Origin of the sequence: Marinobacterium sp. xm-a-127, from assembly GCF_013283425.1 — a bacterium.
Taxonomy (GTDB): Bacteria; Pseudomonadota; Gammaproteobacteria; order Pseudomonadales; family Balneatricaceae; genus Marinobacterium_E.
Genome location: NZ_WBYH01000004.1, coordinates 240,658 through 266,616, shown reverse-complemented (window position 1 = coordinate 266,616; position 25,959 = coordinate 240,658). Strand labels below are relative to the sequence as shown.

30 protein-coding genes and 4 tRNA genes are annotated in these 25,959 nt (G+C 48.5%); 21 read left to right on the top strand and 13 right to left on the bottom strand.

From position 1 onward, the window contains the following. Window positions 1-57: 57 nt before the first annotated feature. The 4 genes from XMA127_RS09175 to XMA127_RS09160 form a co-directional block, all read right to left on the bottom strand. Window positions 58-480 carry a DsrE family protein gene (locus tag XMA127_RS09175; protein WP_173481404.1) on the bottom strand — a complete coding sequence of 141 codons (423 nt, stop codon included), beginning with the start codon at window positions 478-480 and terminating at the stop codon, window positions 58-60. Window positions 481-547: 67 nt separating this feature from the next. Next, complete coding sequence (locus XMA127_RS09170) at window positions 548-1,156, bottom strand: OmpA family protein (protein ID WP_173484601.1); 609 nt, start codon at window positions 1,154-1,156, stop codon at window positions 548-550. A 108-nt stretch (window positions 1,157-1,264) separates the two neighbouring features. After that, entirely contained in the window at window positions 1,265-1,564 is a 300-nt protein-coding gene (locus XMA127_RS09165; RefSeq protein ID WP_173481402.1) for a YciI family protein, read from the bottom strand. Window positions 1,565-1,572: 8 nt separating this feature from the next. Further along, window positions 1,573-2,124 carry a septation protein A gene (locus XMA127_RS09160; protein ID WP_173481401.1) on the bottom strand — a complete coding sequence of 184 codons (552 nt, stop codon included), beginning with the start codon at window positions 2,122-2,124 and terminating at the stop codon, window positions 1,573-1,575. A gap of 54 nt (window positions 2,125-2,178) precedes the next feature. Between XMA127_RS09160 and XMA127_RS09155 the strand changes: the two genes are divergently transcribed. Then, window positions 2,179-3,027 carry a PHP domain-containing protein gene (locus XMA127_RS09155; protein ID WP_173494821.1) on the top strand — a complete coding sequence of 283 codons (849 nt, stop codon included), beginning with the start codon at window positions 2,179-2,181 and terminating at the stop codon, window positions 3,025-3,027. A gap of 15 nt (window positions 3,028-3,042) precedes the next feature. After that, window positions 3,043-3,660 (top strand): L-threonylcarbamoyladenylate synthase, encoded by a 618-nt coding sequence (locus tag XMA127_RS09150; RefSeq protein WP_173481399.1) that lies wholly within the window; start codon window positions 3,043-3,045, stop codon window positions 3,658-3,660. Here XMA127_RS09150 and XMA127_RS09145 read toward each other — a convergent pair. Further along, entirely contained in the window at window positions 3,657-4,685 is a 1,029-nt protein-coding gene (locus tag XMA127_RS09145) for a Gfo/Idh/MocA family oxidoreductase (protein ID WP_173495281.1), read from the bottom strand. The genes XMA127_RS09150 and XMA127_RS09145 overlap by 4 nt on opposite strands. Before the next feature lie 104 nt (window positions 4,686-4,789). Here XMA127_RS09145 and rmuC point away from each other — a divergent pair, with 104 nt between their 5' ends. After that, window positions 4,790-6,229 carry a DNA recombination protein RmuC gene (gene rmuC / locus XMA127_RS09140; RefSeq protein ID WP_254443872.1) on the top strand — a complete coding sequence of 480 codons (1,440 nt, stop codon included), beginning with the start codon at window positions 4,790-4,792 and terminating at the stop codon, window positions 6,227-6,229. Here the strand turns inward: rmuC and XMA127_RS09135 are convergent. Further along, the gene (locus XMA127_RS09135; RefSeq protein ID WP_173495282.1) at window positions 6,211-7,089 is read right to left on the bottom strand and encodes a LysR family transcriptional regulator; all 879 of its coding nucleotides are present in this window, start codon (window positions 7,087-7,089) and stop codon (window positions 6,211-6,213) included. The genes rmuC and XMA127_RS09135 overlap by 19 nt on opposite strands. Window positions 7,090-7,203: 114 nt before the next feature. Between XMA127_RS09135 and XMA127_RS09130 the strand changes: the two genes are divergently transcribed. The 6 genes from XMA127_RS09130 (at window position 7,204) to XMA127_RS09105 (ending at window position 9,146) form a co-directional block, all read left to right on the top strand. Next, window positions 7,204-7,791, top strand: coding sequence for an FMN-dependent NADH-azoreductase (locus tag XMA127_RS09130; protein ID WP_173495283.1), 588 nt, complete (start codon window positions 7,204-7,206; stop codon window positions 7,789-7,791). 33 nt (window positions 7,792-7,824) lie between these two features. Further along, on the top strand, window positions 7,825-8,667 hold the full coding sequence (locus tag XMA127_RS09125; protein WP_173481394.1) for a pirin family protein: 843 nt from the start codon (window positions 7,825-7,827) through the stop codon (window positions 8,665-8,667). A gap of 151 nt (window positions 8,668-8,818) precedes the next feature. Then, a tRNA-Glu gene (locus XMA127_RS09120) sits at window positions 8,819-8,894 on the top strand. A 3-nt stretch (window positions 8,895-8,897) separates the two neighbouring features. Beyond that, window positions 8,898-8,973 (top strand) — tRNA-Gly (locus XMA127_RS09115). A gap of 16 nt (window positions 8,974-8,989) precedes the next feature. Beyond that, window positions 8,990-9,065, top strand: a tRNA-Glu gene (locus XMA127_RS09110). Window positions 9,066-9,070: 5 nt separating this feature from the next. Next, window positions 9,071-9,146, top strand: a tRNA-Gly gene (locus XMA127_RS09105). A gap of 11 nt (window positions 9,147-9,157) precedes the next feature. Here XMA127_RS09105 and XMA127_RS09100 read toward each other — a convergent pair. Beyond that, window positions 9,158-9,571, bottom strand: a complete 414-nt coding sequence (locus tag XMA127_RS09100; RefSeq protein ID WP_173481393.1) for a PA2817 family protein — start codon at window positions 9,569-9,571, stop codon at window positions 9,158-9,160. Between the two features lie 82 nt (window positions 9,572-9,653). Between XMA127_RS09100 and XMA127_RS09095 the strand changes: the two genes are divergently transcribed. Genes XMA127_RS09095 through XMA127_RS09070 form a run of 6 tightly spaced genes read left to right on the top strand, consistent with a single transcriptional unit; the run spans window position 9,654 to window position 15,396 of the window. Next, window positions 9,654-10,577, top strand: a complete 924-nt coding sequence (locus tag XMA127_RS09095) for an ABC transporter ATP-binding protein (RefSeq protein ID WP_173481392.1) — start codon at window positions 9,654-9,656, stop codon at window positions 10,575-10,577. After that, window positions 10,577-11,350, top strand: coding sequence for an ABC transporter permease (locus tag XMA127_RS09090; RefSeq protein WP_173483389.1), 774 nt, complete (start codon window positions 10,577-10,579; stop codon window positions 11,348-11,350). The genes XMA127_RS09095 and XMA127_RS09090 overlap by 1 nt, the downstream gene beginning before the upstream one ends. Further along, the gene (gene queF, locus XMA127_RS09085; RefSeq protein WP_173499156.1) at window positions 11,350-12,174 is read left to right on the top strand and encodes an NADPH-dependent 7-cyano-7-deazaguanine reductase QueF; all 825 of its coding nucleotides are present in this window, start codon (window positions 11,350-11,352) and stop codon (window positions 12,172-12,174) included. The genes XMA127_RS09090 and queF overlap by 1 nt, the downstream gene beginning before the upstream one ends. A gap of 11 nt (window positions 12,175-12,185) precedes the next feature. Beyond that, window positions 12,186-12,746, top strand: a complete 561-nt coding sequence (locus tag XMA127_RS09080) for a nitroreductase family protein (protein WP_173481389.1) — start codon at window positions 12,186-12,188, stop codon at window positions 12,744-12,746. Next, window positions 12,739-13,179 (top strand): YiiD C-terminal domain-containing protein, encoded by a 441-nt coding sequence (locus XMA127_RS09075; protein WP_173481388.1) that lies wholly within the window; start codon window positions 12,739-12,741, stop codon window positions 13,177-13,179. Before XMA127_RS09080 ends, XMA127_RS09075 begins: the two co-directional genes overlap by 8 nt. A gap of 9 nt (window positions 13,180-13,188) precedes the next feature. Further along, complete coding sequence (locus tag XMA127_RS09070; RefSeq protein ID WP_173481387.1) at window positions 13,189-15,396, top strand: heavy metal translocating P-type ATPase; 2,208 nt, start codon at window positions 13,189-13,191, stop codon at window positions 15,394-15,396. Here the strand turns inward: XMA127_RS09070 and XMA127_RS09065 are convergent. Then, window positions 15,393-15,947: a peptidylprolyl isomerase gene (locus XMA127_RS09065; RefSeq protein WP_173481386.1), complete on the bottom strand. Its 555-nt coding sequence runs from the start codon at window positions 15,945-15,947 to the stop codon at window positions 15,393-15,395. The genes XMA127_RS09070 and XMA127_RS09065 overlap by 4 nt on opposite strands. A gap of 100 nt (window positions 15,948-16,047) precedes the next feature. Here XMA127_RS09065 and XMA127_RS09060 point away from each other — a divergent pair, with 100 nt between their 5' ends. The 3 genes from XMA127_RS09060 to XMA127_RS09050 are packed head-to-tail and all read left to right on the top strand — an operon-like array spanning window position 16,048 to window position 17,919. Further along, the gene (locus XMA127_RS09060; RefSeq protein WP_173481385.1) at window positions 16,048-16,761 is read left to right on the top strand and encodes a DUF6134 family protein; all 714 of its coding nucleotides are present in this window, start codon (window positions 16,048-16,050) and stop codon (window positions 16,759-16,761) included. Between the two features lies 1 nt (window position 16,762). Beyond that, window positions 16,763-17,497 carry an SDR family NAD(P)-dependent oxidoreductase gene (locus XMA127_RS09055; protein ID WP_173481384.1) on the top strand — a complete coding sequence of 245 codons (735 nt, stop codon included), beginning with the start codon at window positions 16,763-16,765 and terminating at the stop codon, window positions 17,495-17,497. Next, window positions 17,494-17,919, top strand: coding sequence for a nuclear transport factor 2 family protein (locus tag XMA127_RS09050; RefSeq protein ID WP_173481383.1), 426 nt, complete (start codon window positions 17,494-17,496; stop codon window positions 17,917-17,919). The genes XMA127_RS09055 and XMA127_RS09050 overlap by 4 nt, the downstream gene beginning before the upstream one ends. Here XMA127_RS09050 and XMA127_RS09045 read toward each other — a convergent pair. The 5 genes from XMA127_RS09045 to XMA127_RS09025 are packed head-to-tail and all read right to left on the bottom strand — an operon-like array spanning window position 17,891 to window position 23,101. After that, on the bottom strand, window positions 17,891-18,409 hold the full coding sequence (locus XMA127_RS09045) for a DUF3833 domain-containing protein (RefSeq protein ID WP_173481476.1): 519 nt from the start codon (window positions 18,407-18,409) through the stop codon (window positions 17,891-17,893). The genes XMA127_RS09050 and XMA127_RS09045 overlap by 29 nt on opposite strands. 29 nt (window positions 18,410-18,438) lie before the next feature. Next, a complete protein-coding gene (locus tag XMA127_RS09040; protein WP_173499155.1) occupies window positions 18,439-19,755 on the bottom strand; it encodes an MFS transporter in 1,317 nt (438 codons plus the stop codon). Beyond that, entirely contained in the window at window positions 19,727-20,962 is a 1,236-nt protein-coding gene (locus XMA127_RS09035) for a cyclopropane-fatty-acyl-phospholipid synthase family protein (RefSeq protein WP_173483381.1), read from the bottom strand. The genes XMA127_RS09040 and XMA127_RS09035 overlap by 29 nt, the downstream gene beginning before the upstream one ends. Then, complete coding sequence (locus XMA127_RS09030; RefSeq protein ID WP_173481380.1) at window positions 20,949-21,743, bottom strand: DUF1365 domain-containing protein; 795 nt, start codon at window positions 21,741-21,743, stop codon at window positions 20,949-20,951. Before XMA127_RS09030 ends, XMA127_RS09035 begins: the two co-directional genes overlap by 14 nt. Continuing rightward, the gene (locus tag XMA127_RS09025; RefSeq protein ID WP_173484610.1) at window positions 21,743-23,101 is read right to left on the bottom strand and encodes an NAD(P)/FAD-dependent oxidoreductase; all 1,359 of its coding nucleotides are present in this window, start codon (window positions 23,099-23,101) and stop codon (window positions 21,743-21,745) included. The genes XMA127_RS09030 and XMA127_RS09025 overlap by 1 nt, the downstream gene beginning before the upstream one ends. A gap of 162 nt (window positions 23,102-23,263) precedes the next feature. On the opposite strand from XMA127_RS09025, the gene XMA127_RS09020 reads away from it, so the two are divergent. From XMA127_RS09020 to XMA127_RS09010, 3 genes are read left to right on the top strand one after another with little or no spacing between them, the layout of a single operon-like run. After that, window positions 23,264-23,869 carry a sigma-70 family RNA polymerase sigma factor gene (locus XMA127_RS09020; protein WP_173481378.1) on the top strand — a complete coding sequence of 202 codons (606 nt, stop codon included), beginning with the start codon at window positions 23,264-23,266 and terminating at the stop codon, window positions 23,867-23,869. After that, window positions 23,866-24,516: a ChrR family anti-sigma-E factor gene (locus XMA127_RS09015; protein WP_173484611.1), complete on the top strand. Its 651-nt coding sequence runs from the start codon at window positions 23,866-23,868 to the stop codon at window positions 24,514-24,516. The genes XMA127_RS09020 and XMA127_RS09015 overlap by 4 nt, the downstream gene beginning before the upstream one ends. Before the next feature lie 55 nt (window positions 24,517-24,571). Next, a complete protein-coding gene (locus XMA127_RS09010; RefSeq protein WP_173481376.1) occupies window positions 24,572-25,957 on the top strand; it encodes a deoxyribodipyrimidine photo-lyase in 1,386 nt (461 codons plus the stop codon). The last annotated feature ends 2 nt before the right edge of the window (window positions 25,958-25,959 follow it).

Sequence of the window (25,959 nt, the reverse complement as noted above, 5' to 3'; positions counted from 1 at the left end):
TAAGAAAGCCGCTCATACTTGAAGCGGCTTTTTTGTATCTAAAGCTTGTGTTGGCATCTAGGGTCTAACGTAGATATAACCCTGTTGCTGCAGTCGGACGATTTCAGGGAGTCCGGCTTTGACGACGTCCTCTTCACTGACATCGTAAAGTGCGTCGTAGCCTATTTTGTATCCGGTCAGTGAGTTTCCGCAAATCACAAACTCTGTCCCCATAAACTTCAGCGTATCTATGGCGCCCTGTTTAGCGGTATCGTCAACTGCCGACATAAAGTATTCGATCGCTTCACCATGGATAACCGCTTTGATCTCGACACTGTCCTCACCCAATTCATTAATATGATTTGAGATGTTGCTGAAGGTGTGACCAATGCGTGATTCATCCCCATAGTTGATGTGATACACCACCTTTTGCGGCTCATAGTCGTTGGCCATGACTAGGGGGCTGGATAAAAGAGCAAACAGAGCGAAAGTCTTAAACATCTTCAGATACCTTAAATACAAAAAAGCCGGCTACGCGCCGGCTCTTGAAGCGTGTGTAACTCTTAGATTACATCTGCTTCTCAGTTTTTTCACCTGCTACTTCGATGTCGACACGGCGGTCTGGACGAAGACAGGCGATTAGTTGAGCGCCTTTGCCAGTACAGTTCGCTACCGGAGCTGTTTCACCTTTAGCATCCACTCGTAGTTTCCAATCTGTAACGCCAGCGCCTTTAAGCTCTGATGCAACAGCGGTAGCACGATCTAGTGATAGCTTCTGGTTGTAAGCGTCTGAACCGATGCGGTCTGCGTAGCCTACTAGCTTAACGCTCTCAAGGTATGAAAGTGATTTAATAAAATCAATTACGCTGCTAAGCGAGCCCACTTTGGTACTGTTGAAGTCAAAGTAGACAGCAAATTTACGTTTAGCTTCGACTTCGACCATTTTTGGTTCTGCTGGTTTTGCGATCTCCTCTTCTACAGCAGGAGCTGCAGTCATACATTCTGTAGCCGGCTCCATAAGTGTTGAGTTTGGAGTCATGATGCAGTTTCCATTACCGTCACGGACAAACGAACCATCGGTTGCAGAGACTAGGTAGCCAGCATTTTCGCCATGGGCCATTGCTGAACCGCTAGCAATAGCTAGTAACATACTTGTAGCGAGTGCGATCTTTTTCATTATCTAATTCCTATCTTGTTCGACCTGTTGTTAAGTCTTAATGCCTATATTAACTGGGCGAGTCTTAACCCTAATTTAACTGTAGACCAAGATTTGAAAAAATGTGATTTAAGGTAAAACTTTTTTGTACGGCTTTACTTTAACCTCTGCGTAGACATCAGCGGCGACGTAGGGATCCGCATCTGCCCAAGATTTTGCATCTTCCAGAGAGGCAAATTCAGCGATCACTAGGCTGCCTGTGAACCCTGCTTCACCCGGATCTTCAGAATCGATCGCAGGGTGGGGGCCTGCAACCAGAAGTCGACCTTCAGCACTTAATGCTTTAAGTCTCTCTAAGTGCTCAGGGCGAGCAGCCAATCGGCGATCCAGTGAATTAGGTTTATCTTCAGAGATAATAGCGTAGTACATAAACACCTCTATTTTTCGGTGGGTGCTTCAGGCTCTTTTGCATGTTTTGCAATATAGAGGCCCTGAAGAATGATGAAAAGGATGGTTAAACCGAGCATACCGAAGAGTTTGAAATCGACCCAGATCTCTTCACTGAAGTTGTAGGCAACGTAGAGATTGACAATGCCGACTGCAACAAAGAAAACGACCCAAGCAAGATTCAAACGTGACCATACCGCTTTGGGTAACTCCATGCTTGAGCCCATCAGACGCTCAACGACGGTCTTGTCACCAATGAACTGAGTGGCTAAAAAGCCTACCGCAAATAGCCAGTTAACGATGGTCGGCTTCCACTGGATGAACGCTTTGTCTTGAAAGGCGAGTGTTGCACCACCCAGTAGAACCACTAAGACCAGTGTCACAAGCTGCATTTTCTCGATCTTGCCTTGAACTTTCCAAGAGTAGAGCATCTGCAAAAGGGTTGCCGGTATTAGAACAGCGGTCGCCAACAAAATGTCATTGGTGAACTTATAGACCGCAAAAAAGACGATAACTGGAAGAAAATCGAGTAGTATCTTCATATAGAACCTCTGAAAAATTTGCCACAGTATAAAAGCTCAAACGCAAAGTTAAAAATGATGATTCCAGCAATCGGTCAATTTGACCTTCATATGCACAGTAATGTTTCCGATGGCACCTTAAGTCCAACGGAGTTAGTGCAGCGCATCTCCAAAACCGATGTGAAGGTCATGGCATTGACGGATCACGATACCTTAGGTGGATTGGCTGAAGCGAAAGCGGAAGCAGATCGCCTCGGCATCCAGTTTATAAACGGTGTTGAGTTGACCTGTGACTGGCGTGGTCGCGTTATTCATCTGGTGGGACTTGGCTTCGATCCCAGTTCTGACAAGTTTGAAGCTTATATGGATCACTTAATTCAGCTCAGGTACCAGCGTGCAGAGAAGATTGCAGCGCGATTAGAGAAGCGTGGTGTTGCTCGAGGTCTGTTTGATCTGGCTAAACAGTATTCAGGAGAGGGGCAAATTGGTCGCCCCCACTTTGCACAGGCGCTACTAGAGCTCGGTAAAGTCGAGTCGATGCAAGAGGCCTTTGATAAATACTTAGGTCAAGGTTGTGCGGGCGATGTTAAAGCGGAATGGCCTGCCATCGAGCAGAGTATTGCACTGATTAAAGAGGCAGGTGGCGTGGCGATTCTGGCTCACCCCACCAAGTACAAGATGACCTTTACTAAGCTTCGTGAACTGATGGCTGACATGCTTTCAGCGGGGGCTGATGGGTTAGAGGTGAGCTATCCTGGAGTGACACCGGGTCATCAGCATGAACTGATTAAGTTGGCTGATCGAGCAAATTGTTGGGTCTCTGCAGGCAGTGACTTCCACTCCCCCGATCAACGTTGGACGGCGTTAGGTCGTTATCCCCATTTTGATGCACAACGAGTCATCGTTGAGCAGTTATGTGCTTAAGGGCACGGAGTTACTATGAGCCAGTTCTTCTCGATTCACCCCGATAACCCGCAAGCGAGACTGGTGTCGCAGGCCGTTGAGATTTTGAATAAGGGCGGAGTGATTATCTACCCGACGGATTCAGGTTATGCACTAGGCTGTCACCTTGGTGATAAGAACGCCATGGAGCGTATTCAGCGTATTCGCAGGCTCGATGATAAGCATAATTTCACGCTGGTCTGTCGTGACCTCTCAGAGATTGGAACCTACGCAAAGTTGGGTAATAGTATGTTTCGCTTTATTAAGTCACATACTCCGGGTGCTTATACCTTCATTCTCAATGCGACGACGGAAGTGCCTAGACGCTTAATGCATCCTAAGCGCCGTACCATTGGGATTCGCATACCGGATAATAAAATTGCCATGGCCATCGCAGAAACCTTGGGCGAGCCGATCATGAGTACGACTCTGATCATGCCTGATGAAGAGATGCCTCTTACTGATCCTTATGAAATTCGCGAGTTGCTAGAGCATGCTGTTGATCTTGTTATCGATGGTGGATACTGCGGTATGGATCCAACGACAGTGCTAAACCTGACAGATGACGAAGTCGTTATTGTTCGTGAAGGTGCAGGACCTACCGATACATTCTAAATGAGCTCGATACTCTTCTGTTCCTGTGAGGATAGAAATCCCGCTTCAATAATGGCGATTTGATCGACAACAGATTCCAAAGGGACGGGGTTCTCTGCAACACCCTCTATAAAGCCTTTAACCTGCTCAAAAAACTGGGCGTAATTGCCTGGCTCTGTTGTGACCCTCTCATCGCTTTGTTCGTTATGCAATCTGCCAAAATTAGCAAACTCCTCTGCGGTCCAACTTGGCGTAGAGAATGCTTTGCCGTTAATCAGCTGCGCCTCTTGAGGATCCAGTGCATATTTCACAAATCGACCTTGGGTTCCCTGAACATCGAATCTTAGAGGGCGGCCAAAGCAGAAGGGTGAGCTGTGCAGTTTAACGACTGTGTTTGAGTAGTGAAGCAGTACATCAAAATAGTCATCAACAGAAGCTCCCTCCCTTAACGTCCTGATATCCGCGGTGACGGCTGAGGGTTTACCAAAGAGTTGCAAGGCTTGGTCAACAAGGTGAGGCCCAAGATCAAACCAGATGCCCGCTCCATCACCGGGAAGTTCGCGCCAGCGAGTTTTAGGGATTGGCCTGGCACGATCAAAGTGCGACTCAAAACGTCTGATTTCACCCAATCGACCTGACCTAAGTAGCTTTTTAAGGGTGAGAAAGTCACCATCCCAGCGTCTGTTTTGAAAGATGCTGACCGAGCCCGATGATTCCTTCTCTAAACGAATTAACTCGTTCAACTGTGAACTCGATGTGCAGGCGGGCTTGTCGAGGATAACCCGCTTTCCGGCTTTAAGCAGAGCCTGAGTGATCTCAAAATGGGAATCGTTTGGAGTGGTGACAATGTAGAGTTCCGCACTGCTCGATTCGAGCATCTCTTGATAGTGGCGATAGGCGATCATCTCAGGCCAGTACTGTTTGGCCTCGGTTGCATTAGATCCGCTAGCTGCAATCAGTTCATAGCCATCAAGTGTTCTTAAAAAAGGCTCGTGAAAGGTTTTAGCTGCAAATCCATAGCCAATGATGGCGGTTTTTATCGTCATTAAATGCTCTATTTCTTAACTCGGGGCTTGGGTCCACTTATTGAAACAGGTTAATCTGTGTCCTTAATTTGAACAAGCTGTTTGATCGGTTTTAGGAGTGGGTTTTGGAGTTGTTAGTCGCGTTAGGTTTCAGTGTTGTTGTCATAGTTGTGGGTTATCTATGGCACCGCTCATCCCTTGCCCATAGACTTTCAGAGGTGGCTCAACAGCAAGTGCAGCTTGAATCTAAGTTGGCGGTGGTCGAGTCTCAACTGACCTATAAAGAGTCCCTGATTGCAGAAAAGGAGTCCCGTCTATCTGAATTAAAAGGCGAGCTGGACGTTGAGAGACAGCAGTCGGCTCAGTTACGTAACCAGCTAATGCAGTTGGGAGAAGAGAAAGCGCGTCGTGACACTGAGCTTGAGCAGAAAGAGGTGCATTTCGCTCAGCAGATCAAACAGGTGGAAGAGAGCCGCACCCTTTTAAAAAGGGAGTTCGAAGCGCTGGCGCAAGAGATTCTTGAAGCGAAAGGGAAAAGCTTCCAGGAGCAGAGCCAGCAGCGTTTGGACGCTCTGTTAAAACCGATGACGTCTGAGATGAAAGGGTTCAAAGAGCGCATCGAGAAGATACACCAGTTCGATAACGAGCAGCGATCCAAACTAACCACAGAACTGCAGCAGCTAAAAGATCTCAATGCGAAGATAACAACTGAAGCCGAACGACTCAGTTCCGCACTTCAGGGTCAGAAGAAGATGCAGGGTAACTGGGGTGAGTTGATGCTCGAAAATGTCCTCGATTCCAGTGGATTGCGCCGAGATAAAGACTATAAGCGTGAAGTAAGCATCAACACTGAAGAGGGGAGGCAGCGCCCTGATGTTGTGGTCTATCTTCCACAGAACAAGCATTTGATTATTGATGCCAAAACCTCACTATCTGCTTACACACGCTACGTAAATGCAGAAGATCCCCATGAGCGAACTCAGGCGCTCAAAGAGCATGCAGAAGCGATGCAGGCGCGCATTAAAGAGCTATCCGACAAAAGCTATTTCAAGCTCAACGGGCTTAACTCACCAGAGGTGGTTGTGATGTTTGTGCCGATTGAATCGGCCTATGTTGAAGCGCTCAAATACAATGAGACGCTATTCCAAGAGGCGATCGAAAAGCAGGTGCTGGTGGCAACACCCACGACGCTATTAACAGCTTTGAATATTGTGCGTCAGCTGTGGCGCTTTGAAGATCAATCAAAACACAGTGCTCAGTTGGCCGATCGTGCAGAAAAAGTCTATAGCAAGCTCAGCTCTTTCCTCATTAGTATGCAAGATGTTGGGCGTAAGCTCGACAGTGCGCGCACCAGTTACGATAAAGCCTTGGGTCAGCTCTATTCAGGTAAGGGGAACCTCATCAAACAGGCGGCTGAGTTTAAAGAGTTGGGTGTCTCTGTTCAAAAAGAGCTACCGGCTGATTTGGTTGAGAAAGCTTCGCTTGAATTAGATGCTCCCTATACAGAAAGCACATCAGACGCATCTGATCCAGCAAGAATTGAGTCTCAACAAAACTCTGACTGAACCTCGGTGATCAGCTGTGCTAACGCTTTTACTCCTGGAGTGGATGTCTCGCCATGCGTCAGTATTAGGTAGAGCTCAGCAAACCGCTCGTTGCCTTCTGCTAAGTTGAGGGGTTTTAACGCACCGCTGGCGAGGTGGTTTGCAATCAGCGCTTCGGCGTACCAGGCGAACCCCATGCCCTTAATAGCAGCCTCAATAGAGAGATCGGGCGAATCGAGCGTCCAACGCTGATTGGCCCCGAGCCACCCCGCATCAATATTACGAACGCCTGTGTCTCTTACGACGAGTTGTCGGTGCTCTTGAAGCATCTCGAGAGTAATGGGTGTCTCAATTTGATGCAGTGGGTGGGAGGGGGCTGCGGCCGCTACAAATCTAAATCGTCCTAAACTCTGACCGACAAAGCCTGGTGGCACTCGACCACCGATGACGATATCGGCATTCCGCTCTAGCAGAGCCTGCTCAGAACCGCTAAGAACAGAGCGTTGATAGTCAATCTTGGTCTGCGGTTGCTGTTTTGAAAAACGTTCTAGCGCTTCGAGAATGATACTGTTCGGGTAAATTGCCTCAATACGAAGCTTGATACGAGCCTCTGCGCCCAATGCAAACTGACTGGCGAGAGTCTCAATGCGGGTTGCTCGCGCGACCAGTTCACGGGCATGAACCACTAGCTGTTCACCCTCTGTGGTCAAGACCGCACGCCGACCTTGAGTGGTGAAAAGTTGTACGCCGGTACTCTGCTCAATCTGTTTGATAGCATAACTAAGCGTTGATTGACTTTTATTGATCGCTTCGGCCGCTTTCGCAAAGCTTTCGTTATCAGCCACGGCAATAAGAGCCTGCCACTGTTCTAAAGATATCACTCTATATCCATCTAAATTATCGATTTAATTAAACTAATTTTTGCTATTTATCATCGAAATTATAGATGAGATTATGCTTTCAACAAATAAGTTATTGATTAAAAGGATATTGAAATGGCAACTCTACTTCATATTAAAACTTCACTATTTGGCGACAATGGACAGTCTGCGCAATTGGCTAAAAGCTTTGTGGATAAATGGCTGGCAGACAATAGCGATGGTGTTGTGATCGAACGCGATCTAGCCAGTGATCCTTTTCCTCACTTGGATGCTTTTCGTGTCACTGCATTGAATAGTCCTGCTGAAGAGCGTGACGCTGATCAAGAAGCTGTTGTTGCATTAGCTGATGCACTGCTTGCTGAGGTTAAATCGGCCGATACGATAGTTATCGGCTTGCCTATGTATAACTTCAACATTCCAAGTCAGCTTAAATCTTGGTTCGATCATTTGGCACGTGCTGGCGTCACGTTCCATTACACAGAGGAAGGCCCGGTAGGTCTAATCGAAGATAAACCCGTATACCTAGTAGCAACTCGCGGCGGTCTATACTCAGAGCAGGGGCAAGACTTCCAAGTCGATTTTGTGAAACAGTTCCTAGGCTTTATTGGGCTTAAAGATACTCGTCTTGTTTTGGCTGAAGGGCTCGCGATGGATACGCATCGAGATCAGTCACTAGAACAGGCTCGAGCAGCGTTTGTGTAAACGGCTGAAACGACAATAAAAAGGAGAATCGTTATGAACCGAGTGATTAAGCGTCGAGTGCCCGGCGTCGACAGTATGGATGGTGCTGGGGTTCGGATTCGTCGCAGTGTAGGCAAAAGCCAATTCGCACGCATCGATCCATTTCTGATGTTGGATTGCTTCTCGTCAGACGATCCTGATGACTACATTGCCGGTTTTCCTGCCCATCCGCACCGTGGTTTTGAGACAGTCACCTACATGCTCGATGGCTTAATGAAACATCGTGACCATATGGGTAATGAGGGGATCCTGCGTCCAGGGAGTGTGCAGTGGATGACAGCGGGGCGCGGTGTGATTCATGAAGAGATGCCTCAGCAAGAGAACGGCTTAATGCGCGGATTCCAGTTATGGGTCAATCTACCTGCAAGCGAGAAGATGAAGCCGGCGGCTTATCAAAATATTGAACCCGAGGAGATCACCGAGATTCAACTACCTAATGCCTTCATTCGATTGGTGGCGGGTTCGTTTGAGTTTGATGGTCAGCACTACACTGGGCCAGTGTCAGGGATCAGTCGTCAGCCCATTTTTATGGAGGTTCGTTTATCACCGAATGCCGAGCTTGAACTGCCTGTCGCTGAGAACCTGTCAGGTTTTGTCTATCTATTCGAAGGGACGGGTTATCTTGCTGATGATAAGCTAGAGATCCATGAGGCAGCCGAGTTGTCCGACGGTGATGCGATTCAACTGACAGCGGGTGCAGAGGGGGCGAGACTGATGTTGATTGCGGGTGAAGCGATCGGTGAGCCAATTGCACAGTATGGTCCGTTTGTCATGAATACAACGGATGAGATAGAGCAGGCGATTGCCGATTATCGTGCCAACCGTTTGACAGGTTAGAGGTTTTAACGGGGAGGGTGCCTAGAATTTAATCAGTTGACTCAAATATTCGAGGAAAATTGTAATTTTTTCGAAATGAGGGGTTGACGGCTAATAGGGTGCTCCGTATTATTTGCGCCTCCTCACAGAGGAACGCAATACATTAAGTGTTGTCCCATTCGTCTAGTGGCCTAGGACACCGCCCTTTCACGGCGGTAACAGGGGTTCGAACCCCCTATGGGACGCCATCCGCGGGAATAGCTCAGTTGGTAGAGCGCAACCTTGCCAAGGTTGAGGTCGCGAGTTCGAGCCTCGTTTCCCGCTCCAATGTATTGTCTACGACGTCCCATTCGTCTAGTGGCCTAGGACACCGCCCTTTCACGGCGGTAACAGGGGTTCGAACCCCCTATGGGACGCCATTTTTGCGGGAATAGCTCAGTTGGTAGAGCGCAACCTTGCCAAGGTTGAGGTCGCGAGTTCGAGCCTCGTTTCCCGCTCCAATCTCCTCTTCTTAATGTCTCTTATCGTCTAACGGCGTAATCATCATATTTCGTAGCTGAAGATAGTCGATTGTTGCATCTTGTGACTCTTGCTCGAATCGTGCTTCGTCGAGTGCTTGGTACTGTGCAATCTCCTCATCGCCCAGATAGTGAATACAATCACCGCCAAATAGCCAGAGTAAATCGCGAGATAGCAGGGGTAGGTGTTGTGGGAATGCTCCCACGATTCGCGTCATTAGGGTCTGGCCCAGTTCAAACGCGTCCGCTGAGTGCTCTTCGTAGGCAGCGATTGTCTGTTCAAACAGCGCAAGCAGCTCATCGGACTCCGTTGTTAAGGTTTCGTCACTGTTGAAAGGTGGCTGCTTTATAAGGTTGTTATAGCCAAGCTTCAGTAGATTTAGATGAAATTGATGAAAATCGGTCAACGGATAGTCCCTGTTTGTCTGTATAATTTGCGTTTAACTATGAATACGTTACTGAGTTAATTTTCTCAAAGGTTAGCACTGAATGGAACTTGCTCTTCAAATTCGTGGGTTGGAAAAAACCTACGGGAATGGCTTTAAAGCGCTTAAAGGGATCGATCTGGATGTAAAGCAGGGCGATTTTTTCGCTCTGCTAGGTCCCAATGGGGCGGGTAAATCGACCACCTTGGGTATCGTCACATCCTTGGTCAATAAAACGGATGGTAGTGTGTCAGTCTTTGGCCACAATATTGATTCTGACCTGACCCAAGCAAAGCTCTGCATGGGCATTGTCCCTCAGGAGTTTAACTTCAACTTCTTTGAGAAAGTTGAAGACATCGTTGTGACTCAAGCGGGTTACTACGGGATCCCCTCTTCTATCGCCAAAGAGCGTGCAGAGCACTACCTAAAAGCCTTGGGTTTATGGGATAAACGTGACAATCGAGCACGCCAACTCTCAGGTGGTATGAAACGTCGTCTGATGATTGCTCGTGCGTTGGTTCATAACCCTAAATTGCTGATTCTGGATGAGCCGACTGCAGGCGTGGATATTGAGCTACGTCGATCGATGTGGGAGTTTCTTACCAAGATCAACGAAGAGGGCACGACGATCATCCTGACGACTCACTACCTTGAAGAGGCTGAGTCACTCTGTCGCAATATCGCGATCATCGATCAGGGTGAAATTATTCAAAATAGTTCAATGAAATCGTTGTTGGCTAAACTGAATAACGAGACCTTTATTCTAGATCTTGATCGAGATCTTAAGAGTCTCCCCGATCTCGATGGCTTGGAGGCGCGTTTAGTCGATGAGCATACCCTGGAAGTCGATCTGCCTAAGGGGCATGGTCTCAACAGCGTATTCGCGCAGTTAACAGCACAAAACATCGCTGTGCTTAGTATGCGTAACAAAGCCAACCGTCTTGAAGAGTTGTTTGTCGAACTGGTTGAACACAAGGGGGCTAAATAATGAACGGAAATCTTCTTTGGGTCGCCTTCTCAACGATCGTAGTGAAAGAGGTTCGACGCTTTACTCGAATTTGGGTTCAGACACTGATTCCGCCTGCGATCACCATGACGCTCTACTTTATTATCTTCGGTAATCTGGTTGGCTCTCGAATCGGAGAGATGGATGGATTCGACTACATGCAGTTCATCGTGCCGGGTCTGATTATGATGTCGGTGATTACCAACTCTTACGGTAATGTTGTCTCGTCATTTTTCGGTACTAAGTTTCAACGTCACATTGAAGAGCTGCTCGTTGCACCGGTGCCTAACTGGGTGATTTTGGCCGGTTACGTCATCGGTGGTGTTGCTCGTGGTTTAGCCGTTGGATTCATCGTCACTCTATTGTCGCTGTTCTTCACTGATCTGACGTTAGCGCACCCCTTTGTAACGCTCAGCATTCTGTTTTTGACTGCTGTCGTCTTCTCTTTGGGTGGCTTCATCAATGCGATCTACGCGAATTCGTTCGATGATATTGCGGTGGTGCCAACCTTTATTCTGACGCCTCTAACCTATTTAGGTGGCGTGTTTTACTCAATCTCACTGTTGCCTGAGTTTTGGCAGGGGGTCTCTCAGCTCAACCCCATTCTCTACATGGTGAATACATTCCGTTATGGAATCTTGGGCGTTAGTGATATTGACGTCACCTTTGCGTTTGGCATGATCATTCTGTTTATTGCAGTGTTAGGTGGCTTTGCGCTGCACCTTCTAAACACAGGTAAGGGGATTCGAAGCTAATGAACGAACCAGAAAAGGTCCTCCACTCACCCCTAGGTAAAGAGACGGTCTACGCCAACCAGTACGATCCGTCACTGCTTTACCCCATAGAGCGAGATATCAATTGGCAAGCGCGCGGCGTTGATCGGTCCAGCTTGCCCTTTTTTGGGGAAGATATCTGGAACAGTTATGAGATCAGTTGGTTGAACGCTAAGGGCAAACCGATTGTTGCACTGGCTCAGTTTCATATCCCAGCAACGTCGACGCATATCGTCGAGTCTAAGTCATTTAAGCTCTACCTAAACTCCTACAATCTGAGTCGGTTTGAGTCTGCTGATGAGGTAGCTGCTCAGATGGCTAAGGATCTATCAAACGCGGCGGGCGGTCAGGTTCGGGTGACCTTGACCTCCCCTCAAGATGCGGTTCAGATTGAATCCTTTGACGGTCGTTGCATTGATGATCTTGATATCACGGTGGCACACTACGAACCAGCTCCTGAGCTACTATCAAGTCAAGGTGAAAAGATCGCCGAGACACTGGTTTCTCACCTGCTTAAATCCAACTGTCCAGTGACAGGTCAGCCCGATTGGGCGAGCGTTCAAATCAGTTATAGTGGACCGAAAATAGATGAGGAGGGTCTGCTAGGCTATCTGATCTCCTACCGTGAACACGGCGATTTCCATGAGCAGTGTGTAGAGACGATCTTTATGGATATTTTAGAGCGTTGTCAGCCCAAAGAGTTGACGGTTTATGCGCGTTACGTGCGCCGAGGCGGTCTGGATATCAACCCTTACCGTAGTACGCTCGATACTTTGCCAAAAAATCCACGATTAAGCCGACAATAAGGAGCCCTGTGATGGATGCGATTGAACTGTTAACCCAGCGTACCTCTTGTGGCATGTTGGAAGCGCCTGCGCCTACAGCAAAGCAGCTGGAGCTGATGTTTCAGGCCGCATCGCGAGCGCCCGATCACGGTCTGCTTCGACCTTACCGCTTCCTAACCATTCAAGGATCTGCGCTTGATCGTTTAGGCCAGCTCTACCTTGATGCATCCTTAGTTAAGAATCCTGATATTGAAGAGGCGCAACGAAATCGCCTACTGAATATGCCTCTTCGAGCACCGATGATCGTGGTCGCGATTGCGGTGATACAACAGCACCCTAAAGTGCCTGAGATTGAGCAGGTAATGACAGCCGCCTGTGCCGCGCAAGCTGTGGTTCAGGCAGCTTACGCACAAGGTGTCGGAGCTATGTGGCGTTCGGGTGATCTGATGTTTGATGCGAATGTGCAGAAGGGATTGGGTCTTAATGACAATGAAGAGATCGTCGGCTTCATCTATTTAGGTCAACCAATGCGAGATCGCCAAGCTCCAGAAATGGATCAGTCCCTATATGTTGCGGAGTGGACGGGTGAGTGATCAGGCGTTTCTTAGTTGGCTGCATCAGGCCATTCCATTAACGGCTGCTATGCAGATTGATGAGATCGATTACACTGGCAATCAACTTCAACTTAGTGCACCGCTAGAACCGAATCTGAACGATAAGGGAACGGGCTTTGCGGGTTCCATAGCCTCCATCGCGACACTGAGCGGTTGGTGTCTGCTGACCTTATGGCTCAGAGAGCGTGGCATTGATGCCGATGTTATGATTGCCAAAAGCGAACAGCGCTATTTAGCCCCTGTCACCGATCGCCTGAAAGCGGTTGCGACACTGCCAGATGACGCTGTCGTTGAGCAGTTCTGGCAGCGTTTTCAAGAGAAACAGCGTGCGCGGCTACCAATCAGCGTCGCCGTGGGTAATGAGCAGACAGTGTTTGAACTGCAGGGTGATTACGCCGCTATACAGCGATAGGAGTGTGTCATGACGATCCATCAATATGCTTTGTCAAAAGTCAGTTGTGCCGGCTGTGTTCGATCAATCGAAAAGGCCTTGAATGCTTCTGATGATATCTCTGATTTTGCGATCAACTTCGCCGATCGAACAGCTACTGTTGAGTCGAATCTTCCAACCACTGAGGTTGAACAACTGATCATCAATGCTGGCTACGGTGCCGCTCTTATAGAGAATGAAGAGGATCTTGCGGCTCGTGATCAACAGAATCAACAAGAGCTAAAACAGACCTTCACTCATGCCTGGGTTGCGATTGGCCTGGGTGCATTTTTGATGGTTCAGATGTTGGCAGGCCTCATGCCGCCGGTGGAGAGTTCAGAGGGTCTGGTGAATGGCCTAATCACGGCTACACTCTCCGCGATGGTGATGTTCCACTCAGGTGGCCATATTTTCCGAGGGGCGCTTCAGAGTTTTAAACGTCTCGATTTTAATATGGATACACTGATTGCCTTGGGCACCGGGGTAGCCTGGCTCTATTCAGCACTTCTGCTGATGTTCATTCAATGGATTCCAGAGTCGATCCCCACGCAAGCCAGACACCTCTACTTTGAAGCCTCAGTTATGATTATTGGCTTCATCCTGCTGGGTCAAGCCTTAGAGGCTAAGGGGCGAAATCAGACCGCAGAAGCCTTGCGTCACCTAATGAATTTACAACCGAAAACAGCGCTAAAAGTGATTGAAGGTGAAGCCAAAGAGGTCTCTATTCAACTCCTGCTGCCTGGTGATCTGGTCCGAGTCCTACCAGGACAGACGATACCGGTTGATGCCCTAGTGGTTGAAGGCAGTAGCTATGTTGACGAATCGATGCTGACCGGTGAGTCTGTTCCAGTTCAACGTCAGTTAGATGACCAAGTGACCGGAGGCACGCTCAATGGTGAGGGCGTTTTACTGGTTCGTGTGACCGAAGTAGGGCAGAAGACTCGCCTCGCTCAAATCCTATCGTCTGTCAGAGAGGCACAAAACAGCAAACCTGCACTGGGTAAGTTGGCGGATAAAATAGCCTCTATCTTTGTACCCGTCGTCATTCTTATTGCACTGCTTGTGTTTGCACTCTGGTGGTTTGTTGGTCCAGAACCGACTTGGTCTTATGCCACTCTAGCCAGCATGACCGTATTAATTGTGGCCTGCCCTTGTGCGTTGGGTCTGGCGACCCCAATGGCAGTGATGGTGGGTGTGGGTCGTGCTGCTAAAATGGGTGTGCTTATTCGAGAGGGCGATGCCCTGCAGCGATCACAAGACCTGACCTGTGTCGTCATGGATAAGACCGGCACATTGACTCAAGGCAAACCCTCACTGACTCATCAGCATGCTGCACCTGAGTATGCAGCAATCGCCAAAACGCTTGCTTCACACTCTGAGCATCCACTCTCTAAAGCCTTAAGTCATTCACTCGAGGGAGGCGCTTGCGAGGTTGATCAATTCAGATCGATCTCTGGTTCTGGTGTGGAAGCGGTCATTGACGATGAAACCTATCGTTTGGGTAGCGGGCAATGGATGGAAACCTTTGATATCGATTCATCCGATTTTGTCTGTGATGCAGAAGCGTGGAGTGAAGAGGGCGCCTCATTGGTCTGGTTGTTTAATAGCAGCCGAGTCTTAGCCCTGTTTGCTTTGAATGATGCCCTTCGTGATGATAGTCAATCTGCCGTCGAGCGTTTCAAAGTGATGGGTCTTCGATTAGTACTACTGTCGGGCGATCACTCAGTGGCGGCTGAAGCGATCGCCAAACAAGCAGGCATTAGTGAAGTCATTGCCGGTGTTCAGCCTGAGCAAAAACTGCAGACAATCGCCCAACTTCAGGCCGAGGGTGAGGTGGTTGCTATGGTTGGGGATGGTATTAATGACGCCCCAGCGCTGGCGCAAGCGGATGTTGGTTATGCAATGGGTGGTGGTACTGATGTGGCGTTAGCTTCTGCTGATGTAGCACTGATGCAGAACTCTTTGCATGCGGTAGCGGATGCGATTCAGTTGTCGCGATTAACGGTCAACAATATCAAACAGAATTTGTTCGGCGCATTTTTCTACAATGTCGCGGCGATTCCTGTTGCTGCGGGTATTCTATATCCCGTGTTTGGTCTTTTACTCAATCCGATGATCGCCGGCGCAGCGATGGCACTGTCGTCAGTGACGGTCGTTGCCAATGCGCGCAGGCTGAACCAAGTGAACCTATCGCGCTAATCGATACGTTCTAGGCTCAAAATTGTGATCGGCTCTCTTGGTACATTCCGGTAGTAACTGACATTGCCGGTTTGTACCGCGGAAATCTTATCGACGACCTCCATCCCTTCTATGACTTTGCCGAACACCGCATATCCAGGGCGATTGGTTCGTCCATCAAGACCTAAGTTATCAACTGTGTTGATATAGAACTGCGCTGTGGCGCTATCAGGTGCTTGGGTTCGGGCCATGGCAATGGAACCTCGAACATTGCTCAGCCCATTCATCGACTCATTCTTAATCGGGCTGCCCGTGTTTCTCTCACGCATCTCGGCATCCATACCACCGCCTTGAATCATGAAGCCTGGAATGACTCGGTGAAAAACCAAACCCTCATAATGATCTTTGTCGACATAGTTCAGAAAGTTTTCGGTAGAGATGGGGGCTTTCTCATCGTTGAGTTCAAATTTGATCTCTCCCATGCTGGTCTGCATCACTACCTTAGGACCAGCAAAAGCCAGCGGAGCGGTTAGAACAAGTGAAGCGATGAACAGATTGTTCTTGAAACGCATCGATTATCTCCAAGTCGTTTTATACTAATTCTTTAGTCTAAGACTACCCAATTTCTTGCCGGCTGAGAACCACTTTTCTCTCGGTGTCGTAATCCAGACTATGATGTTAATAATTAGACAGTCTGTTTTTGTGATGGGGCTTTTTTTAGCGCCTATCCTGAATGCCTCTCAATTGGTTGGTCAGGCCAAGCTCTACCCAGAAGTCATCACTTACGATGTCTATCGCAAAGGTGAGCCGGTCGGTCATTACACACTTCGTTTCAGTGATGTCACCCACGATCGTGTCGCCGCTGAGATCGAGATGGAGTTAACGGCGAAAGTCTTTGGCTTTTTCAACTATGAGTACCGATATCAGGCTAATGAGGTTTGGCAAAATGATCGACTCATGCAGCTCAACGTGAAAACGGTTAGCAACAAAAAAGAGTCATCGGTCACGGCCGTCCAAAAATCCGATGTTTTAGAGACAGTGGATAAAAAAGGGCGAGTGCATGCCTACCCAGCGGAGTTAATGACGACCCATCACTGGTATCGGCAGATTCTTGATCAGCGGCAGGTATTAAATAGTATCACCGGTAATATGGATGAGATTTCACCAGAGTCTGTGGGCTCTGCGCTCTTAGATGCCCGAGGTGAAACCGTACAATTGGATGGCTATCGCCTTGGCGGTGATCTGGATAGAACGGTCAGTTGGTACGATCGCGATGGGCGATGGCGAGCACTTGAGTTTAAAGCCAAGGATGGGTCTGATATTCAGGTGATATGGAACGGAGGTCAGCTGATTAAAGAGACCTCTCTGGCTCAGAATAGGGAGTAGCGTGGCTAGTCGAATTTGGATAATTGGAGGCAGTACCGGAATTGGCGCTGCGCTCGCTAAGGCTTACCTGGATGAGGGCTATCAAGTCCTAATCAGTGCTCGAAACGAAGAGCGCTTAATAACCTTTGCCGAGTCTATCGGCTGCCAATATATGCCTCTGGATGTGACAGATCGCGATTCCTGTATTAACGCTTGGGCCGAGATTTGCCAAGAGTGCATGCCCGATAAAGTCATCATCAGCTCGGGTACGCACCAAGAGATGCCAGCCACTGAATTTAATGCAGATAACTGTGAATCGCTAATGCAGGTGAACTATTTCGGGGCGGTCTACCTGCTGGAGGCGATACTTCCTACCTATCTTAAATCAGGTGGGCAAATTGGTGTCATCTCCTCTCTAGCAGGCTACCGAGGACTCCCTTATGCATCATCCTACGGTGCTTCTAAAGCTGCGCTGATCAATTTGTGCGAGTCCCTGAGAGTTGAGCTAGAGGATTCAAAGGTCGATATACGGTTGATCAATCCGGGCTTTGTTAAGACACCTCTCACAGACAAGAATCAATTTCAAATGCCCGCGTTGATATCGCCTGAGCAAGCCGCTGCGGAGATTGTGAAAGGGCTGAAAGGGCGTAGTTTTGAGATCCGCTTTCCTAAACTCTTTGCTGCTACACTTGCCTTGTTGCGGCACTTGCCCTACAAACTCTATTTCCCTCTGGTAAAACGAGTCACTAAACGATGAATCAAACATCGGTAAAACAATACGTTGAGCTTTTTGAGAACTTAACACCGGACAGTGTCACTCAGTTTGAATCACTGGTGACTCCAGATGTTCGATTCGCCGATCCGTTTAATGACGTTCGTGGCTTTTCGAAGATGTGTGAAATTCTGACCGATATGTTTGAACGCTCAGAGGATCCATCATTTACCGTCTTTGAATGGTGTGAACAGCCAGAGGCGGCTTATGTTCGGTGGGAGTTCCGTGCAAAGTTGCCTGTATTGGGGGTGTTTACAACAGAGGGGGTCAGTCGTCTCTCTATTAATGAGAGCGGATTGATTACTGAACATTTAGACTATTGGGATAGTGCACCCTTGTACATGAAACTACCCCTTCTAGGACGAATTCTGCGCTCGATCAAAGCGAAAATGGCGCTTCCTTCATAGCATCACCGCGCATAAAGCTTAGGGTGACGGTACCAATCGTGAACCCCCACTTTTTGACATAGGCTCTGTTGATCAGTACTCCGCCTTGTTGCAGCAACATCCAATCATCGAAGGTGACACGCCAGCTGCCATCGCCCACTTTTAAATCGATGTCATACTGCCAGTTCAATGCATTGCCCTGGCTGGTTCCGGTTGCTGAACCAATAACGTCATCTGCGCGGCCTTCATAACGACCTGGGTTGGATGATGTGATCTCCCAAATGCGCTGGTCGCGCTCGCCATCATCATAGAGAAACTGTTCATCTAAGGTGAGCGTTTGGCCATCCCAGTTACCATCAATCTCAACTTGAAATTGACGTCTGATGGTGCCAAAACGATCTTCGAAGATACCCCAAGCATAGACCTTGCCATTGAAGTACTCCTCAATCTTCAATGCTGGCTGCGATTGACTGATTTGATCGATCTGCATCTGTGAACACCCACTCAACATAACCATCAGTAAAACTGCTATCGCTTTTTTCAACGGATGGTCTCCTGAGCTAAACGCTGTTTGATTTTTTTGTGTGTGCTGGCGCTTAACCTAAAATCTCTTACGACCAACACGGCTATGATTTTAAGTACGCTGGGGATAAGTGCGTAGATCAATGCCAAAACTAAGGGTGTTTGGCCAAACAGTTCAAGCAGACCAAAGGCGAGGGTGGCTGAAAGTGCCAGTGCCAGTTTTGTGATCATGTTCCACAATGCAAAGAGCAAATTCGTTTGGGATTGTCCAAATCGCCACTGATGGTAATCAGCGACGTCAGCCTGAATCGCATGGGGTATCGCCAGATCAGCGCCCAACATCGCACCGGTTAATAGACAGATAGGAATGAATAACCAAGCAGTGTCACTACCCAGCATACTGGCGGGTACAAATACGACGGCACTAATCAACATACCCGTTCGCCAAAGATCGATTCGGTCTAGGGTTCGCGTCAGCTTAATCCATACTGGGATTGAGAGGATGCAAGAGAGAAAGTAGATCGCAATGTAGAGTGTTCGGTCACTCTCTGGTAATAAAAGAACCATTGTGATGTAGAGCGGAAACAGCGTCGCAGGAACGCCATTCGCTAAACCATTAAAAAACCAAGAGATTGCCAGTCTCTTTGCTAAGCGATTTCGTTGAATCGGTCGCCATGTGGAGGCTGAATCTGTTTGAGAGTCCTCTTTTCTATTTAAAGGTTTTAAACGAACCTTAGCCATCAATAGTGTCAGTGTGATGGCCCCCAGTAGCAGTGCAATCCAAACAACGGCTCTGAGAGCTTCGGTGCCTGAGTAACCAAGATAGACCATCAGTGCAGGTATGAGCGCGGAGAGCAGAAGGCCTATCAAGCCTAAAAACTCCCTTAACGAAGCGATCGTTATGCGCTCTTGTGCATCGCTGCTAAGGCGTACTAGCCAGCTGAGGTAGGGGATTTGAATCAGCGTCCAACCAAAAAAGAGACCTATTAAACCTAGACTCATAGAGATGGCAACAAAGGATTCTGCGGGATAGATCAATAAAAGTGAGGATGGGATACAGATCAACCCACCTGCAATGATGACCGCTCTTTGAGTTGTGTCTGATAGTCGGTCATTTAACTTCCCTATGAAGGGATCTACGACGAGATCTGACGCTCTTGCAAAAAAAAGAATCAGCGCGATCAGACCAAGCGATAAGCCCCACTGTTCGTGGTACCAGGTGGGTAGGTTGATATAGAGCGCTAGAGTTGGAAGTGAGAGCGGAAGAGCCGGAAGGCCATAAAATACTATCTGGCTCTTCGAAAGCTTAGTGCTGTATTTTGTAGAGTCCGACATCAATCGAACCCTCTCTAAATCCACCCTCACAATAGGCTAGATAGTAAACCCACATCCGTCTAAAGCGCTCATCGAACGCTTCGGTCGCCTTAATGCTTGGCCAAGCGTTTAAGAAGTTGCGGCGCCAAATCTCTAGGGTCTTGGCATAATCCAAACCGAACAACTTCTGTTCACAGAGCTTAAGATCCGCTAACAAGATTTCGCCTTGTAGCGCGGTAGGGCTTGGTAGCATGCCGCCAGGGAAAATGTAGCGCTGTATGAAGTCGGCAGAGCTGCGGTACTGTTCAAAACGGTCATCGGCAATGCTAATAATTTGCAGGACCGCGCTTCCCCCTTTCTTAAGACGTTTTTTTAGAGTCTCGAAGTAGGTTGGCCAGTGCTCTTCGCCGACCGCTTCAAACATCTCTATTGAGACAATGTGATCGTATTCACCTTGGATGTCACGGTAATCGATAAGCTGTAGGTCCGCCTGATTGTTTAAACCTAAGCGACTCATTCGATCTTTGGCAAATGCGAGCTGCTCTTTTGATAGAGTGATTCCTGTTACCTTGGCGCCAAACTCTTTGGTCGCTACCTCAGCAAAACCACCCCAGCCACATCCGATCTCAAGCACATGCTCACCGGCCTTAAGATCTAACATCTGGCAAATGGTTCGGTACTTGTTGAGTTGTGCCTCTTCCAGTGTCTCATCACTCTCAAACAGAGCTGAGGAGTAGGTGAAGCTTGGGTCTAACCACTGAGCATAGAAGTCGTTGCCTAGGTCGTAGTGGTAAGCAATATTTTTGCGGCTGCCCTTTTTCGTATTCGCACGGCCTAAGTGGCTTAAACGATTGAATAAACGCAGAAGGGGGTGGCCCTTTAGGATGTCATTCACTAAGTTTTCGTTGGCTAGAGCCCAGCGAATAACGCTGACCTCATCGGGTGTTTGCCACTCGCCATCCATAAAGCTCTCTGCAAAGCCGATAGATCCACCTCGGACAAGACGACGCAAGGATTTAAAGCTATTAATCTTAATGATGGCGTGATGTTCATTATCTGTCTGCTGGCCAAAGTCATGAATCATGCCGTTGGGTAGCTCAAGAGTCAGTCGCCCTTTAATCTGTCCATCGAGTGTTTTGTGCAACAGATTCAATGCGCGACGGTTGAACCAACCGAGAGACGACAGCTGCTGGTTGGAAAGGGTCGTAGTGTATTCAGAAGGACGCATCAGAAACCCTCGTTTTATTATCGATTAAAACCACTTGATGAGTCGTACCTTTGACTCGTTTTTGAAGTGGTACGCGTTTAAGCCAGAGTTGGAGCGCTTCCCAATGAATGCCAGCAATCACTTTGAAGGTCATCAAAGGGTATTTAAACAGGACTTTTAGCAGTGTTCTGTTCGTCAGCTCAGTTCGTTTACCAGTAAAGGTGGCGTGCAGAAGGGACCCTTCTGAGTCGGACTGTCGAATGCAGACAGAGACTCGCTGATGGGGTGCCAGCATGCGAAACTGATAGGGCGCCTTCATAGGCATAAATGGAGAGACGTAAAAGCTCTTTTCACTGCTTTGACGAATCTGATCACTCTTACTGTTGGTTGGGATCAGGTAGCTGTGTCGCTCACCGAAGGTGTTGTTTACTTCGTAAAGAATGACACCAAGGTTGCCGTCACAGTCGTAACAGTAGAAGACACTGAGTGGATTAAAGACGTACCCAAACATTCTGGGGTAGCAGAGTAATTTGATACTGTGACCATACTCAGACAGCTCGTATTGCAGCAGCTGCTCTCTCACCTGTTCAGCGAGGTCTCGGTCGCTCCCTTCGCCATGATCACGGTTTTTAAAGCTAAATAGATTCCAACGCTCTTTTGAGAACAGAGTCAGATTAGCGTCGAGGCTATCTAGCTCATCAAGGTCAATCAACATTGAGGCAACTGAGTAGATGAAACGGTGACGCTTAGGCTTGAAGCGGTGATGCATCACCTTGCCTTCATAGAGCGCGGAGCTAAACATTAGGCTGCGCTCTCGGATGTTTGCGTTGTTCTAACGGGCTCTTGAACATGAATACGTCCATTGGGGTTGTCGACGGTCCAAGGTCGCAAAGCGCCTCCGAGCTGTTCCGCAACTGCGAGGCCTGATTGGATACCATCTTCGTGGAAACCATAGCCCATCCAAGCACCGCAGAACCAACTGCGTTGTTGACCTTGAATGGCCCAAATCTCCTTCTGTGCCTCAATGGAACGTTGATCAAACGCAGGGTGGTCGTATAGGAAACTGCCAAGAATCTTATCGGCTTTAGGTTCTTCGATAGGATTGAGTGTGACAAACACATCTTGTTTGGTTTGCAGAGGCTGCAGTGCGTTCATCCAATAGGTCACTGCAAGCTCACCTTCGCCTTGATCGCTTGAGGCCAGATAGTTCCAAGCTGACCAAGCACCTTTACGGACTGGCATCTGGTTAGTGTCAGTGTGTAACAGCGCACGATTGCGTTGGTAAGGAAAGGCGCTCAGAAGTCGCTGCTCTTCCGGTGTTGCGTCAGACAGCATCTCAAGGGTCTGATCAGCATGACAGGCAAATACCACCTGGTCGAAGCGACGCTTCTGTCCGTGGTGATCGATCAGAGTAACTCCGTCAGCATCGCGTTCGACACGGTGTACGCGAGCATTCAAGATGACGCCATCACCCAGTTGCTCAGCGATTTTATTAACGTATTGGCGACTACCACCTATCACTGTACGCCACTGTGGGCGGTCCTTCACTTGAACGAGACCATGGTTCATGCAGAAACGCATAAAGGTCTCTGCAGGGTAGTCCAGCATCTTATCCATGGGCGTTGACCAGATTGCAGCGCTCATGGGCAGAAGGTGCTCATTAATGAAGGTTTGACTGTAACCCTCGCGCTCCAAAAGCTGTCCAAGCGTTAATTCGGCCAGACTAGGGTCGTTATGGAGTCGATCAGAATCTTTGTAAAAAGCTAAGATCTCACGAAGTAGACCCCAATGTTTAAAAGAGAGGAGGTTGCGGCGCTGTGCAAAAAAGCCGCCCAAGCCAGAGCCACTATACTCCACTTTGCCTTTCTCTAGTGAGACGCCGAAGGTCATATTGGTATCGGTAGTGTCTACTTCGAGATATTTGAAGAACTCGACCAGATTGGGATAGTTAACGGGGTTGAATACAATAAACCCTGTATCCACCGGAACGTTGCCTTCGGGAGTGTCGATCTCAACGGTATTTGAGTGGCCGCCAAGGCGATCATCTTTTTCAAAAAGTGAAACGTTATGGCGTTTACTTAAAAGCCAGGCGGCGGATAATCCGGAGATACCAGAACCGATAACTGCGATATTCAATGGTTTTAAAGGCCTTACATTCATTATTGAGTCCATGCAAAAACAAGCTTGAATTTCGTTACGAACAGTCTACCTTGATAGATCAAAAGATGTCGGTTATTTTCAAAAAAGTGGCCAACGGTCAATTTTTACTATTTACTGTTCAAAATGTGATCCATTTATAAACCCTCTAACGTAGTGAAAGCGATGACTGATAACAGATCCGAGGAAACTGATGTGACTGCAGCAGTGGCAATAGCGGAGCAAAAAAAGAAGAAGGAGCGGGATGCATGGTCAGACCTGCTCGCGTCGCTTTCTGAAACCCGCAGTAAAGTGGATTTCAGCCGCTTATACGAACATTTTGCACCCAGAGTGAAAGCGTACATTATCCGTTTTGGAATGCCGGTAGCGGCAGCCGAAGAGCTGACACAGGAATCGATGCTGGCCGTATGGCGTAAAGCGCACCTGTACACGCGCAGTAAAGCCAGTGCCAGTACCTGGATTTTCACATTGGCAAGAAACCAATGCATCGATCGCCTTCGCAGAGAGAAAGCGGTTGAATACGAGTTGCCTGAAGAAGAGATCGATCCCGATCAACGTCATTACGGCGAGCATGCCGTTCTTGAAGAGAGAATGAGTGGAGCCATCGCCAAGTTGCCTGAAGCTCAGGCACAGGTTCTCTACCTCTCATATTATGAGGGTAAGAGTCATTCAGAAATTTCCGAGCAGTTAGGTATACCGCTCGGCAGCGTTAAATCGAGATTGAGATTGGCATTCAGCAAACTCAAAGCTCATTGGGGAGAAGAAGAGTGAAAATAAGTCATCATCTTGACGATGCTACCCTTATGGCACGTGCCGCCGGCGCGCTGTCTGATGGTATGACACTGTTGGTTGATAGTCATCTTCACTGGTGCAAGACCTGTCAAACTAAAGCGTGGGAAGCAGAGTGTATCGGCGGTGAGTTACTTTCTGACATCCAACCGCAAGCGATGAGCGAAGGCTCTTTAGACTCCATTTTGGGTATGCTCGATGGTAGCGAAGAGGTGGTTGCTGAACGAGCTGTCAAAGTCAAAGGCAGTGCAGAAGTTCCAGAACCTCTGGCGCAAATTGTCGGATCTGACCTGGATGCCATTGAGTGGAAGCGTCTTGGCCCGGGTGTGCAACATTACGATTTTAATTTCCCTGGAGAGGGAGCGTGTCGTCTTCTTAGAATTCAGCCTGGCGTCTCTGTGCCGCACCATACCCACAAGGGTAATGAGCTGACGATGATCCTTCGTGGCTCGTACAGTGACGATGTGGGGCGTTTCTGTCAGGGCGATGTCGCAGATCTTGATGAAGAGATCAAACACCAGCCGATCGTTGATACCGGTTCTGAGTGCATCTGTCTGATCGCAACTGAAGCGCCACTTAAATTTACAGGTATTATGGGTCGTCTGGCTCAGCCATTCATTGGTCTGTAATCACTATTGAAATAAGAAGACCGGTTTTAAAGCCGGTCTTTTTTTTGGGGAAAACATGAATATCGTCTGGTTTCGCAATGACCTTAGAGTAGCCGCAAACCCAGCATTGGAAGCTGCGCAACGTAATGGATTGGCCACGGTGGCCCTTGTCTGTCTGACTCATGAGAGCTGGTCGGAACATAACGAATCGCCTCAACGTATGGGGCTATGGCGAGATCGGTTACTGCAGGTTAAAGGCGAGCTTGAATCTCTGAATGTGCCTTTAAAAGTGATTCAGGCAGGGCACTTTGATCACTGTGCCAGTGCCATTAGAAACCTGGCAACAGAGTTGTCAGCAACTCACTTTTTCTTCAATCACGAGTATCCACTAAATGAGCAGTTGCGCGATGATGCAGTCGTTGCAGCCCTTCAACCCGATGTGAGCTGTCAGGGCTTTCATGGTGAGGTGATCATTCCACCGGGTGAGGTTAAAACTCAAACGGGCACAGACTTTAAAGTCTATACCCCATTCTCGCGTGCATGGCGGGCAGCGTTACCTCGATTTGACTACCTAATTAAAGCGATGAACATCCCTTTTCCAGCTGCCTCTGTTCCCTCGGATGAGATTCCAGATGATCTTGGCTGGCGCCCACTGTCCTATGATAAAGAGTTGTGGCCCGTTGAGACCGAAGCGATCCGTGAACGTGTCTACGAGTTTGTCCGTGAACGGGAGTTGGATTACAAAGAGCATCGTGACTTTCCAGCAATCAACGGGACCTCCCAGTTATCGCCTTACTTGACCATTGGTGCTGTGTCACCACTACAGTTGATGCATGTTCAAAGACAGGAGCGTGAGAACGATGGCTGGTTAGAGAGCAGTTGGCTCAATGAGATCATCTGGCGTGAGTTCTATCGTCACCTGACGGTTGCGTTTCCAGAGCTGTCTAAACTTGAGCCGTTTAGACCAGAAACTGAGCAGAAGATTCAGTGGTTGGATCGTGAGCCGCTGTGGCAGGCTTGGTGTCAGGGTGAGACAGGGTTTCCGATTGTCGATGCAGCGATGAAACAGCTGTTAACAACAGGTTGGATGCACAATCGACTGCGTATGGTCGTGGCCAGCTTTTTAACTAAATTAATTGGCATCGATTGGCGCCGCGGTGAGAAGTTCTTTATGGAGCATCTGATTGATGCTGATTTCCCATCCAACAACGGTGGTTGGCAGTGGTCTGCTTCAGTGGGTGCTGATGCCGCTCCCTATTTTCGAATCTTCAACCCGACTGCGCAAAGCGAGAAGTTCGATGCCAAAGGTGAATTTCTTGTGAAGTGGTTGCCAGAGCTGGCCGCGCTACCGCCTAAAGAGCGTCATAAGCCGGGGGCAGGGCAGGCGTTTGGTCGTCCCGCGCCGATCATTGATTACTCTCTTGAGCGAAAACGCGCGTTGGACGCTTATAAAGAGGGCTAGGA

Coding starts and splice junctions, on each gene's coding strand:
- XMA127_RS09040 (WP_173499155.1), bottom strand. CDS start 19,755: ATGTCGGACTCTACAAAATACAGCACTAAGCTTTCGAAGAGCCAGATA.
- XMA127_RS09010 (WP_173481376.1), top strand. CDS start 24,572: ATGAATATCGTCTGGTTTCGCAATGACCTTAGAGTAGCCGCAAACCCA.
- XMA127_RS09020 (WP_173481378.1), top strand. CDS start 23,264: ATGACTGATAACAGATCCGAGGAAACTGATGTGACTGCAGCAGTGGCA.
- XMA127_RS09080 (WP_173481389.1), top strand. CDS start 12,186: ATGGATGCGATTGAACTGTTAACCCAGCGTACCTCTTGTGGCATGTTG.
- XMA127_RS09090 (WP_173483389.1), top strand. CDS start 10,577: ATGAACGGAAATCTTCTTTGGGTCGCCTTCTCAACGATCGTAGTGAAA.
- XMA127_RS09170 (WP_173484601.1), bottom strand. CDS start 1,156: ATGAAAAAGATCGCACTCGCTACAAGTATGTTACTAGCTATTGCTAGC.
- XMA127_RS09160 (WP_173481401.1), bottom strand. CDS start 2,124: ATGAAGATACTACTCGATTTTCTTCCAGTTATCGTCTTTTTTGCGGTC.
- XMA127_RS09125 (WP_173481394.1), top strand. CDS start 7,825: ATGAACCGAGTGATTAAGCGTCGAGTGCCCGGCGTCGACAGTATGGAT.
- XMA127_RS09060 (WP_173481385.1), top strand. CDS start 16,048: ATGATGTTAATAATTAGACAGTCTGTTTTTGTGATGGGGCTTTTTTTA.
- XMA127_RS09030 (WP_173481380.1), bottom strand. CDS start 21,743: ATGTTTAGCTCCGCGCTCTATGAAGGCAAGGTGATGCATCACCGCTTC.
- queF (WP_173499156.1), top strand. CDS start 11,350: ATGAACGAACCAGAAAAGGTCCTCCACTCACCCCTAGGTAAAGAGACG.
- XMA127_RS09155 (WP_173494821.1), top strand. CDS start 2,179: ATGATGATTCCAGCAATCGGTCAATTTGACCTTCATATGCACAGTAAT.
- XMA127_RS09150 (WP_173481399.1), top strand. CDS start 3,043: ATGAGCCAGTTCTTCTCGATTCACCCCGATAACCCGCAAGCGAGACTG.
- XMA127_RS09065 (WP_173481386.1), bottom strand. CDS start 15,947: ATGCGTTTCAAGAACAATCTGTTCATCGCTTCACTTGTTCTAACCGCT.
- XMA127_RS09145 (WP_173495281.1), bottom strand. CDS start 4,685: ATGACGATAAAAACCGCCATCATTGGCTATGGATTTGCAGCTAAAACC.
- XMA127_RS09070 (WP_173481387.1), top strand. CDS start 13,189: ATGACGATCCATCAATATGCTTTGTCAAAAGTCAGTTGTGCCGGCTGT.
- XMA127_RS09165 (WP_173481402.1), bottom strand. CDS start 1,564: ATGTACTACGCTATTATCTCTGAAGATAAACCTAATTCACTGGATCGC.
- XMA127_RS09095 (WP_173481392.1), top strand. CDS start 9,654: ATGGAACTTGCTCTTCAAATTCGTGGGTTGGAAAAAACCTACGGGAAT.
- XMA127_RS09175 (WP_173481404.1), bottom strand. CDS start 480: ATGTTTAAGACTTTCGCTCTGTTTGCTCTTTTATCCAGCCCCCTAGTC.
- XMA127_RS09045 (WP_173481476.1), bottom strand. CDS start 18,409: ATGTTGAGTGGGTGTTCACAGATGCAGATCGATCAAATCAGTCAATCG.
- XMA127_RS09025 (WP_173484610.1), bottom strand. CDS start 23,101: ATGAATGTAAGGCCTTTAAAACCATTGAATATCGCAGTTATCGGTTCT.
- XMA127_RS09035 (WP_173483381.1), bottom strand. CDS start 20,962: ATGCGTCCTTCTGAATACACTACGACCCTTTCCAACCAGCAGCTGTCG.
- XMA127_RS09130 (WP_173495283.1), top strand. CDS start 7,204: ATGGCAACTCTACTTCATATTAAAACTTCACTATTTGGCGACAATGGA.
- XMA127_RS09050 (WP_173481383.1), top strand. CDS start 17,494: ATGAATCAAACATCGGTAAAACAATACGTTGAGCTTTTTGAGAACTTA.